11 protein-coding genes are annotated in these 9,337 nt (G+C 64.3%); 3 read left to right on the top strand and 8 right to left on the bottom strand.

Annotated elements, in window-relative coordinates; genetic code table 11:
* Window positions 1-176: 176 nt before the first annotated feature.
* Complete coding sequence (locus AC0L3A_RS39060; protein WP_007602170.1) at window positions 177-650, bottom strand: hypothetical protein; 474 nt, start codon at window positions 648-650, stop codon at window positions 177-179.
* A 246-nt stretch (window positions 651-896) separates the two neighbouring features.
* On the opposite strand from AC0L3A_RS39060, the gene AC0L3A_RS39055 reads away from it, so the two are divergent.
* The gene (locus AC0L3A_RS39055; protein WP_027518905.1) at window positions 897-2,552 is read left to right on the top strand and encodes a fumarate hydratase; all 1,656 of its coding nucleotides are present in this window, start codon (window positions 897-899) and stop codon (window positions 2,550-2,552) included.
* A 154-nt stretch (window positions 2,553-2,706) separates the two neighbouring features.
* On the opposite strand, the gene AC0L3A_RS39050 is transcribed toward AC0L3A_RS39055, so the two are convergent.
* The 6 genes from AC0L3A_RS39050 to AC0L3A_RS39025 all read right to left on the bottom strand — a co-directional run bounded on the left by AC0L3A_RS39050 (window position 2,707) and on the right by AC0L3A_RS39025 (window position 6,964).
* A complete protein-coding gene (locus AC0L3A_RS39050; protein ID WP_473256404.1) occupies window positions 2,707-3,627 on the bottom strand; it encodes an SH3 domain-containing protein in 921 nt (306 codons plus the stop codon).
* Window positions 3,628-3,641: 14 nt separating this feature from the next.
* Window positions 3,642-3,938, bottom strand: a complete 297-nt coding sequence (locus tag AC0L3A_RS39045; protein WP_007602176.1) for a hypothetical protein — start codon at window positions 3,936-3,938, stop codon at window positions 3,642-3,644.
* A gap of 104 nt (window positions 3,939-4,042) precedes the next feature.
* Entirely contained in the window at window positions 4,043-4,597 is a 555-nt protein-coding gene (locus tag AC0L3A_RS39040; protein ID WP_007602177.1) for an inner membrane-spanning protein YciB, read from the bottom strand.
* Window positions 4,598-4,609: 12 nt separating this feature from the next.
* A complete protein-coding gene (locus AC0L3A_RS39035; protein WP_354128046.1) occupies window positions 4,610-5,185 on the bottom strand; it encodes a hypothetical protein in 576 nt (191 codons plus the stop codon).
* Window positions 5,186-5,262: 77 nt separating this feature from the next.
* Complete coding sequence (locus AC0L3A_RS39030; RefSeq protein ID WP_473256403.1) at window positions 5,263-5,526, bottom strand: hypothetical protein; 264 nt, start codon at window positions 5,524-5,526, stop codon at window positions 5,263-5,265.
* 40 nt (window positions 5,527-5,566) lie between these two features.
* Complete coding sequence (locus tag AC0L3A_RS39025) at window positions 5,567-6,964, bottom strand: carotenoid oxygenase family protein (RefSeq protein WP_354128048.1); 1,398 nt, start codon at window positions 6,962-6,964, stop codon at window positions 5,567-5,569.
* Between the two features lie 106 nt (window positions 6,965-7,070).
* On the opposite strand from AC0L3A_RS39025, the gene AC0L3A_RS39020 reads away from it, so the two are divergent.
* A complete protein-coding gene (locus AC0L3A_RS39020) occupies window positions 7,071-7,796 on the top strand; it encodes a TetR/AcrR family transcriptional regulator (protein WP_354128049.1) in 726 nt (241 codons plus the stop codon).
* A gap of 17 nt (window positions 7,797-7,813) precedes the next feature.
* On the opposite strand, the gene AC0L3A_RS39015 is transcribed toward AC0L3A_RS39020, so the two are convergent.
* Window positions 7,814-8,434 (bottom strand): hypothetical protein, encoded by a 621-nt coding sequence (locus AC0L3A_RS39015; protein WP_354128115.1) that lies wholly within the window; start codon window positions 8,432-8,434, stop codon window positions 7,814-7,816.
* 165 nt (window positions 8,435-8,599) lie between these two features.
* Between AC0L3A_RS39015 and AC0L3A_RS39010 the strand changes: the two genes are divergently transcribed.
* Entirely contained in the window at window positions 8,600-9,160 is a 561-nt protein-coding gene (locus AC0L3A_RS39010; RefSeq protein WP_473256402.1) for an SET domain-containing protein, read from the top strand.
* Window positions 9,161-9,337: the final 177 nt, after the last annotated feature.

Raw genomic sequence — 9,337 nt, 5'->3', positions numbered from 1 at the left:
CGCTGCCGTTTCGTCATCTGACACCTCTTGCTGTCTAAGCTATAGGTGTCCACCGATTTAGGGGAGGCTCAATCCAGTCTGTCTCCGCAGAGGGATCTGGATTGCTTCGCTACGCTCGCAATGACGGAGTCTGTAGTGTGCGGTGTGCTGTCAGACGCACACCGCGCGGGAGCCGCCTATTCGTCCTTGCCGCGCGTGATTGCGATGGACGCATCCGTCTTGGTGCGGGTGCATTCCATGTTGAGACGCCGGTAACGCATGCTGATCTTGTCGCCGCGCAAGAGTCCCATCCGCTTCAGGCAGCGTGTCGCGCCCGTCGTCGTATCGTCCTTGGTCACGGTGAAGACGATCGCCGCCATCGACCCCACCAGCGCAAAGAACTCCGGCTTGGGCTTGCGATCGCCCTTGGCATAGAGCTCGATCGAATATTTGTCGCCACGGCAAGCCACGGACAATTCCTTGGCCGCGGGGTGCGTCAGGTAGACCACATTGGCGGCGCGGAAATTCACCTTGAGGCGGTCGACCTGGTTCGCCAGCTCCTTGGCGCTGTCATCGCAGCGGTCGGCGCGCGCGGGTGCGGCGAGGGTCACAAGGCCGGTGATGGCGGCGGCGACCAGGATCGCGCCGCGGACGTGCAAGTTCAATGTCATGATGAAGAGCCCCTTAGCGGGCGCATTCAACCGTCGTCGGGCGCGTAGCGCAAGGGGTGCACCCAGGGTCTTCACTGGCGTCATGAGGGCCTCGTGTCCGCCGACAGCCGCCGAAAATAGCTCGCCACGCGCCGAATCGGGATGCCCCGACCGCACCAGGGCGCCTTCCCTTTGCGGCAAAAAAGCTTAGAACGCTTCTATGGAAGGGGCCCATACGAGGGCTCCAAAACCCCGAGATTCCAGCCCATGAACGCTCCCACCGCCTTCCCCGACCCCGCAAAGCCCGTTCCGCCCTACAAGCACACCCCGCTGTTTCCGCTCGGCAAGGACGAGACGCCCTACAAGAAGATCACGGCCGAGGGCGTGCGGGTCGAGAAGGTCCTGGGGAAGGACATGCTGGTGGTGTCGCGGGAGGCGCTGCGGGCCCTGTCGGAAGCGGCCTTTGGCGACATCAACCACTATCTGCGGCCGGGGCATCTGAAGCAGCTCCGCGCGATCCTGGAGGATGGCGAGGCGAGCCCGAACGACAAGTTCGTCGCGCTGGACTTCCTCAAGAACGCCAACATCGCCGCCGGCGGCGTGCTGCCGATGTGCCAGGACACCGGCACCGCGATCATCATGGGCAAGAAGGGCTGCAACGTCATCACCGATGGTGACGACGAGGCGGCGCTGTCGGAAGGCGCGCGCGATGCTTACCTGCGCCGCAATTTGCGCTACTCGCAGGTTGCGCCGCTGTCGATGTACGAGGAGAAGAACACCGCCAACAACATGCCGGCGCAGTGCGAGATCTACGCCGAAGGTGATGACGCCTACAAGTTCATGTTCATGGCCAAGGGCGGCGGCTCTGCCAACAAGAGCTTCCTGTTCCAGGCCACTCCGTCGGTGCTGACCAAGGACCGGCTGCTCGCCTTCCTGAAGGAGAAGGTCTTGACGCTGGGCACCGCGGCGTGCCCGCCCTATCATCTCGCCATCGTGATCGGCGGCACTTCGGCCGAGCTCTGCATGAAGACGGTGAAGCTGGCGTCGGCTCGCTATCTCGACGCGCTGCCGACCCACGGCTCGCCCGACGGCAACGCGTTCCGCGATCTCGAGATGGAGCAGGAAATTCTCAAGATGACGCAGTCGCTCGGCGTCGGCGCGCAGTTCGGCGGGAAATATTTCTGCCACGACGTCCGCGTGATCCGCATGCCGCGTCATGGCGCCTCGCTCCCCATCGGGCTCGGCGTGTCCTGCTCGGCCGATCGCCAGGTGCTCGGCAAGATCACCAAGGACGGCGTCTATCTCGAAGAGCTCGAGCACAACCCGGCGCAGTATTTGCCTGAGGTCGAGCAGTCGCTGGGCGGCGAGGTCGTCAAGATCGATCTCAACCAGCCGATGAAGGATATCCTGGCCACCTTCTCGAAGTACCCGACCAAGACGCGGGTCTCGATGACCGGCACCATGATCGTCGCGCGCGATTCCGCGCATGCCAAGCTGCGCGAGCGGCTCGACAAGGGCGAGCCGCTGCCGGACTATTTCAAGAACCATCCCGTCTATTACGCCGGCCCCGCCAAGACGCCCGAGGGCTACGCCTCCGGTGCGTTCGGCCCCACCACCGCTGGCCGCATGGATTCCTTCGTCGATCAGTTCCAGGCCGCCGGCGGCTCGATGGTGATGGTCGCCAAGGGCAACCGGGCGCCGGCCGTGCGCGAGGCCTGCAAGAAATATGGCGGCTTCTATCTCGGCTCTATCGGCGGTGCCGCGGCGAATCTTGCCGAGCACTGCATCAAGAAAGTCGAGGTGCTCGAATATCCCGAGCTCGGCATGGAAGCGATCTGGCGCATCGAGGTCGTCGACTTCCCGGCGTTCATCATCATCGACGATAAGGGCAACGACTTCTTCAAGGAGCTGAATCTGGGCTAGCTCTTCGCCTCGCTCCGGAGTGCCGGAAGAGCTCGGCCTGCATGGTTCGAGACGCCCGCTTTGGCGGGCTCCTCACCATGAGGGTCTGATATCTCGCCGCGAAACATGACCTCATCCTGAGGGCCCGCCGGAGTCTCGAAGGATGGGCCGCAGGCTAACTGCAATTCGTGACCTGGTTGGAGCACAGCCCGCGCCACCAGCCGCGGACGCCGTCCTGGCTCTCGACGAGGCCCCAGAGGCCGCTGCAAGCAAAGATGTGCTTCGGCCCGCCGTCGGTGTCGATCGGGCCGCCGAGCTCGCGCTGGGCCGGCATCCATTTCGCATCGACGAAGGGCGCCTGGAACAGGCCGCCCATGCGTGTCGCGCCATTGGCGTGGGACGCGCCGACCTTGTTGGAGGCGACCCAGCCGCGTCCGGCGTAGGGCTTAGGCGCGCGGCGCGGATATTTCTTGTCGTCCTCGTAGTCCCTGCCGGGCGGCTTGGCGCCTTCGATCAAAAACCAGCCGTTCTTAAAGCCGATGATGCGGAATTCGGTGAGCCAGCCGCCATCGGGCGTGTTCTCGCTGCCGCCGAGCTTGAGCAGGTAGGGCGGCGGAAGCGTGCCGAGCACACGCGCCTTGGTCGATGGTTCGGCACGCACGTTGAGGCCATCAGGATCCTTGTCGACGGACCAGGCGCCGAGATCGCACGGCTCGGTGCCGTCGGGAAGCGTCGAGCGCTTGGCGGCGAGATCGGCGTGCAGCTTTGCGAATTCGGTGTCGTCGTTGTCAGGATCCGGCCCGCTACGCGGCTTCAATGCGGCCGAGACTGCGCGCGTCGCATCCGACGTCAGCGCGACCACAAGAGCCTGGCGCGCGCCGAAAACGCTTGCAGGCGACTTCGGATCGTTCGACGAGATCGGATAGACGGCGAGGTAGCCCGTCGAACCTTCGGTTCGATAGGCCGTGCCGGCAACATAGCCTGCCGGTAGCATGGCGAGCGCGCTTGCCCGCCACGCCGGTTCGGCGTCGTCCGCGCGCGCCGCTTGTGTCGCGACACACAGGATCGTCGCCGCGATGAGACCGAGCGCGCGCACGGTTGCCGCGCGGCTTAGGCGCGCGTGCCGGTGAACGGGAAGCTGCCCATCGGGCCGATGCCCATCTCACCGCTCATGCTGTCGCCCGAGACGGTTCCGATGAATTCGAGCGTCAACGGCATCGGATTGGTGATCGAGACCTTCCAGTTGACGGCATCGCCGCTGACGGTGCCGTCGAATATCTCGGCTGTATCGCCTTCCGCACCCTGCGTCCCTGTGAGCGTGCCGCCGGCAGCCGTCAGGCTCAGCGTCGCCTTGCGCTCGCCCATGGGGGTTGTCAGGGTCAGAGTCCAGTTGCCGTCGACGGCCATTCGCGTCTCCCAAGATCCCGGCGGACCGCGACGATCCGCGGGCCAGTCCCGGCCGAGCGTATAGCGCAACTCGTCGCCCGCGCCTAACGCTCCGTCGGAGGCATTTAGGCGCGGGCGGCGGCGCGCCGTCGGCTGGTGACGATGAGACGGAGCACGACATATTGCACGGCGAAGGCGAGGATCTTGGCGCCGCCCGCGACCACCGTGATGTAGAACGCCCACAGCTTCAGATCGCCTGTGGAGGCGACGGCGATCATGCCGGCGCCGATCACGAACATCAGCGCAGCCCAGGCATAACCTGCAGCCGTCACATATTCCGGAACGGTCTCTACGACGATCGCCGGCATGTAGCGCAGCATCCAGCCGCGCTTGAGCATGATGGCGCCGATCGCGAAATGCGCGATCGAGGGCTTTGCGAGCATGAAGCGGGGATCGTTGGTCAGCAGCGTGATCGTGCCGAGCACGACGACGAGCGCGACGCTCGCATAGGTCATGTAATTGACCTGCTGCCCCTTGACGCGCGCGTAGATCACCTGCGCGATCGCTCCGGCAATCGCCACCGACGTTGCCAGGACGACGTTGTCGGTCACGAGGTAGATGACCAGGAAGACGATGGCGGAGAAGAGGTCGGAGGCGAGGCGGGCGAATACGTCCTTCATCGTCGATCCTGTTCAGCGAGTGTGGGGCAGTGCGCTGGCCGGCGCACCGTACGTGATCTGCCGATATTCGGGATACCATTTTGTGAAGTACATCGCGCTGTTGCGGGCGGCGAAGGCGACCGCAAGGCTCGACCAGAGCGGCAGGCCGGGGACATAGAGCAGCACGAGATTGGCGGCCGCCATCAGCAGCGCAGCCGCAGTCCATGCGCCGGTGATGACGTAATTGGCATAGAGAAAGCCGGGCATTGCCGCGGTCTCGGCCGGCACGGCCTCCAGCGCGTATTGCAGCGTGAATGGACGGCGGACCAGCATCGAGCCGAGCGAGATGACGAAGATGCCGATGTCGACCGACAGCTTGACACCGAGTGTGCCGAGCGCCGGATCGAACAGCGCGAGGTGGATGCCGATTGCGGCGAATAGCAGCGCCGAGCTCATCGCCAGGATCTTCACCGATCGACCGCGCACGACATCGATCGCGACGGTGGCGAGACAGATTGCCGAGGCCACGAATACGCTGATCGTGGCCGATGTCATCAGCATCAGGAAGGTGAAGGCGCCGTAGGGCGCGAGGATCAGGAAAATCGCCATGGTCCGCCTCGGTCAGGCCTTATCTTTACGATGTAAAGATCAATAAGTCACGGGCGGAGCGGGGTCAAGCAAAATCTTTACAGTGTCAAAATGACGTAAGCGACTTCCAAAAATTGAATTGCTGCAACGGCTTGGTCGGCCATTTCGTCGGTGAATCCGGCCCAGGGCAGGTAGGACAGCGCAGGTAACGCACAGGTGACCAAGAGGACGAGGGCGAGCAAGATACCGCCGTTGAAGACGGTTTGGCCGCTCCGCCGCGGCTGGATCATCTGAAGTGTGAGGGCGGCGCAGATCAGGACCAGGACGACGAGATAGTCCGCAGTGATCGATGGCATGTGCATCAGAGACCTCTTTGGTGGCATCCGCGATGACGAGGAACAGCTACTGCGCGCCGACCCAATTGCCGTGAAAACCGTCGGGCACGCGGTGGCCGAGCTGCACCAACGCGACCGGGCCGGCCTCGACATCCCTGGCGTTGAACACGGCGAGGTCGCTCCGGTTCTCCCGCGCGCGCCAGACCACCGCCAGCAGCCAGCCATCGCCTTCTGCCGCATCTTTCGACCGCTCGACGAAGACCGGTTCAGAAATGGTGTCGCCGGCCGGCAGCAGATAATGGCCGAGGCGCTTGCCCTTGCCATCGACATGGACGACGCCGGACAACGCGCCGAACATCGGCAGCGTCGGATTGGCGCAGGCGTACCAGCCGTGACCGCTCTTCAATCCGGCGCGGCGGTCGTCGATGCGCGGGAATTCGCCGGTGAGATCGTCGAGATAGGTCTGCTGGAAGCGGTCGGTATTCCCGGCAAGATCAAACGTCCAGCGGCAATGGCGGGCGAAGGATTTCTCGGGATTGGTGGGCGTGCCGTCGGGATGCGTGAACAGTGGTGCTTCCTCGAACTGCATGACGTCGGCGATGATGCGGTCACCTTCCTCCCATGCATTCATGACGTGGAAGACGTAGCAGGCCTCAGCGCGAAACCAGACGATGTCCTTCGCGCTGCCCTTGCGCTTGATCACGCCGACATAGGCGCCCTTGTCCGGCTCCCAGGCATAGGGCGGCCGCCCGCTCATCGCGCGCTCCATGCTGCCGGTGAGGGGCAGGATCGGAAACAGCAGGTGGTTTTCCGTGACGATGAAGTCGTGCACCATGCTGGCATAGGGCGCCTCGAAACGTTCGAAGCGCGTCGCCTTGCCGGACGCATCGATCGACCCGTAGGAGAGGGCAGGCGTCAGCGGTCCCGCCGCATTGTAGCCGAAGAACACCAGCTCGCCGGTGACGGGATCGATCTTCGGGTGCGCGGTGAAGGTGCCGGCGATGCGGCCTTGATAATTGTGATAGCCGCGCGTCGCGAGCGTACCGGGCTCGATCTCAGTCGGCAGATGCAACTCCTCCAGCGCAAGCAGCTTGCCGGCATGGAAGATGATGTTGGTATTCGCAACGCCGCCGTCGGTCAGGTTCGCCGGGGCATCCGGCAGCTTGCGGCCAAAGCCGCCGAACAACGCGCGGCCGGCATCGTGCTCGGCCAGCCATTTCGACGTGCGGATCCAGCGGTTGCGATGGCTGGCGCGCCCGTTCTCGAGATGAAAGGCGTGCAGCATGCCGTCGCCGACGAACCAGTGCGCGCCGGGCGACTCGAACTGCGGATCGGGGCCGTTGCGATAGAGCGTGCCGTTCAGCTCGCGCGGCAATTCACCGATGATTTTCAGGAAGGGCGCGTCGGCCTCGAACGGAATCGGACCGAGATTGTGGCGGCGTTCGGCAACGGCGTCCTGCTGCACGGCGTATCCTCCCTCATCTTTACATCGTAAAGATCAAATAGTCGTACGAGGAGTTCTGGTCAAGTGAAATCTTTACACTGTAAATATTGCGTCTTATAGCTGGCCTATGGGCAAGAGCGAAATCAGGACAGCAACCGCGCGCGGTGCGCGCACCCCAAAGAAGGCGAGCGCCCCGGCGCGCCTCGCGCGACGGACGGCGAGCGTCAAGGCCGAGGCGCCCTATCACCACGGCGCGCTGCGCGAGGCGCTGCTCCAGGCCGCCGAACGGGTGCTGGAGCGTGACGGGCTCGCCGGCCTGACATTGCGCGCCGTGGCGCGCGAGGCGGGCGTCTCGCATGCCGCGCCCACCCATCATTTCGGCGACCTCACCGGACTTCTCAGTGAGCTCGCGGCGGTTGGCTTCCGCCAGTTCAATGCGGCGATGGCGTCGTCCTCCGACTCCGCCACCACCCCGCTCGAGCGCGCGCTGGCGCGGCCGAAAGCCTATGTTGCCTATGCCCAGGCTCATCCCGGCATGTACGGCATCATGTTCCGCACCGAGCGCCTCGACTATTCCAGGCCGTCGCTGCACGAGGCCGCCGAGGCGTCCTTTGCCGGGCTCGCCAATGCCGTCGGCATGATGCGGCAGGAGCAGATCAGCGGCGACGCGCTGACGCTCCATCAGGGCGCCGCGATCGCGCGCGCGTGGTCGATGGTACATGGTTTTACCATGCTGCTGCTCGATGGGCGGCTGGAGGATATTCTGGGGCGCCTGCCCGAGGGCACGACTCCCGAACGACTGCTCGAGGCGATGCTGATGTCGCCCGTGACGGGGAAGCCGCCGGGCCCTTGATGGCTTGCCGCGAGCGCCTAGCGCATCGTCGCGAGCTCGACGGCTCGGCCGCGCGCGCCGACGATCTTCACCTCGTCCTTGCCGCAGGTAAAACTGCGGGCGAACTCGTCCGCGGCCTTGCGCGCGAGCTCATTGGCGTTCGGGTTGGCGATCGCGTCGACATAGGCGACGTGGCAGACGGGGCCGGGTGGCAGCCGGGTCACGATCAGCATGGCCTTGGTGTTCGGCCGCCCCTGCTTGTCGGGATCGGTGCCATCGGCGATGTGCCAGCGCTGGATCATCGCAAACGGCTTGGCCCCCGCGGTGCGCCATTCGACCGTGGTCTCGGACGAGTTGAACGGAGCGAACCAGACTTTTGCCGCCGGTTCCTCGGCCGCGGCCTTGCGATTGCGGCCGACCGAGACGATTTCGCGAAGATCGTCCTCGGCGATCAGGACCACGAGGCCATCCTTGCCCTTGCAGACCCGCGTGGTGCTGCCGTCGAGCTCGCTGGGCTTGCCGATCTGGCGGCAATCCTTCGAGGCCGTCGAGCTATATTGGCTGCCCACGGATTGGGCGTCGGCGCGGCCGAGACCGCTGCACATCAGCAACATGGCCAGGAGCAATATGGCCAAGGTTGCGGTGGTGATGCGGAACATGACGACGCCTTTAGTCGAGCGGGAACTCCGTACCATCAGACGTCTTGATTGTGGGCAAGGTTCAAACAGTGTCGACAGACACCTGACAGGGGCGCGGAATCGTTCTAGAAGAGCGGCTTCGCTTGGGCTCTTTCAGCCTTGTTCGCGTCCTCGTTTTTCGTGATCATGCCAGCCACCTCGTCCAACAAACCTTATCGCGTCGGCCGCTCGAAAACCGGGCTCGGCCTCTTCGCCACCAAGCCGATCAAGAAGGGCACCCGGATCATCCGTTATTACGGACCGATTCTGGACTCCCGGATTCCCGAGCACGACGACATCGAGAACAAATATTTGTTCGAGCTCAACGGCCGCTGGACCATTGACGGCTCGGTGCGCAAGAACCTCGCGCGCTACATCAACCATTCGTGCCGGCCCAACGCCGAATCCGACGTCCGGCCGCGCGAGCGCAAGGTCTTCATCCGCGCCATCAAGAACATCGAGCCGGGCGACGAGATCAATTACGACTACGGCACCGATTATTTCAAAGCCTACCTGAAGCCGATCGGCTGCAAGTGCGAATCTTGCGAGAAGAAGCGCAAGAAGCTGCGCGCGGAAGCGCGGGCCGAACGCGCCAAGGTGAAGGCGCGCGCGGAGCGTAAAGCGCAGAAGGCGGGGGCGAAGCCCGTCAAAAAGAAGAAGCTCAACGGCGTCGCTGTTGGCAAAGCCAACGGGCGCGCGCGGGCGTAGCCTGATTTCGAGCTTCTGGCACAACTGTCATGCTCCGCGAAAGCGGGGCATCCAGTACGCCGCGGCCTTTTCGTATGCGACGACTGCCTCTGGAATACTGGGTCGCCCGGTCAAGCCGGGCGATGACAGGGAGGGATGAGGGCGCGCGCCCCCCGCAGGCAAGCGCGGCGGCGGCAA

The organism is Bradyrhizobium sp. MI1.3 (assembly GCF_055811695.1).
Note: the sequence above shows the minus strand (reverse complement) of the source record. Positions and strands in the feature narration are given on the sequence as shown.